This window comes from Halorubrum sp. SP9 (genome assembly GCF_005435015.1).
GTDB classification, from domain to species: Archaea; Halobacteriota; Halobacteria; order Halobacteriales; family Haloferacaceae; genus Halorubrum; species Halorubrum sodomense.
On record NZ_SGXU01000245.1, the window covers coordinates 1 to 626 of the forward strand.

A 626-nucleotide genomic window follows, 5' to 3' on the forward strand; every position below is an offset into this window, starting at 1 on the left:
ACCGGCTTGTTCGCGACCGGGACGAGTTGTTTGGGACCAGTGTGGGTGATGGGGCGGAGGCGTGAGCCCGTGCCGCCTGAGAGAAGGACGCCTTTCATCTTTCACTCGTGAGGTGGTTCCTCCCAGTCTAAAGGTATTTCGTCAGTGTCATATGGGAGTCGCACCTCATCCGGTTCTTCGTAGTCGTAGAGTTTCGTCGGATAGTTGATGAGGAGCGACGGTTCGTCGCCGATCGCTTTGAAGCCGTGCCAGCAGTCGCCGGGGATGCGGATCAGCTGTTGGTTGTGCTCGCCGATAACGAACGTATCCAGTTCGCCTTGGGTGGGGGAGTCGTCGCGATCGTCGTAGATGCCAACCTTGATTCGGCCCTGCGGGCAGACGAAGTGATCGATCTGGCCTTCGAGGTGGCGATGCCACGCGCGGATGATCCCCGGATAGGTCATCGAGTAGTAGGACATCGCCGGATCGATATCGTACACATTCCAGTCTTCGCGGAAGACTTCGACGAGGTGGCCGCGTTCGTCGGTGTTTACTTGGAGGTCTCTGACTTCGATGTCGTGGATCATTCCACTGAGGATTATCTGTACAGGGCTTTGACCTTTCGATGTCGATCTAAGCATTCATAT

The 626-nt window shown here is 56.4% G+C and carries 2 protein-coding genes; both read right to left on the reverse strand.

Annotated elements, in window-relative coordinates; genetic code table 11:
- The coding region (locus EXE45_RS17395) for a sugar phosphate nucleotidyltransferase (protein WP_137695071.1) at positions 1 to 98 on the reverse strand (98 nt) is incomplete at its 3' end.
- A gap of 3 nt (positions 99 to 101) precedes the next feature.
- Positions 102 to 566 (reverse strand): dTDP-4-dehydrorhamnose 3,5-epimerase family protein, encoded by a 465-nt coding sequence (locus EXE45_RS17400; protein WP_137695072.1) that lies wholly within the window; start codon positions 564 to 566, stop codon positions 102 to 104.
- Between the last annotated feature and the right edge of the window lie 60 nt (positions 567 to 626).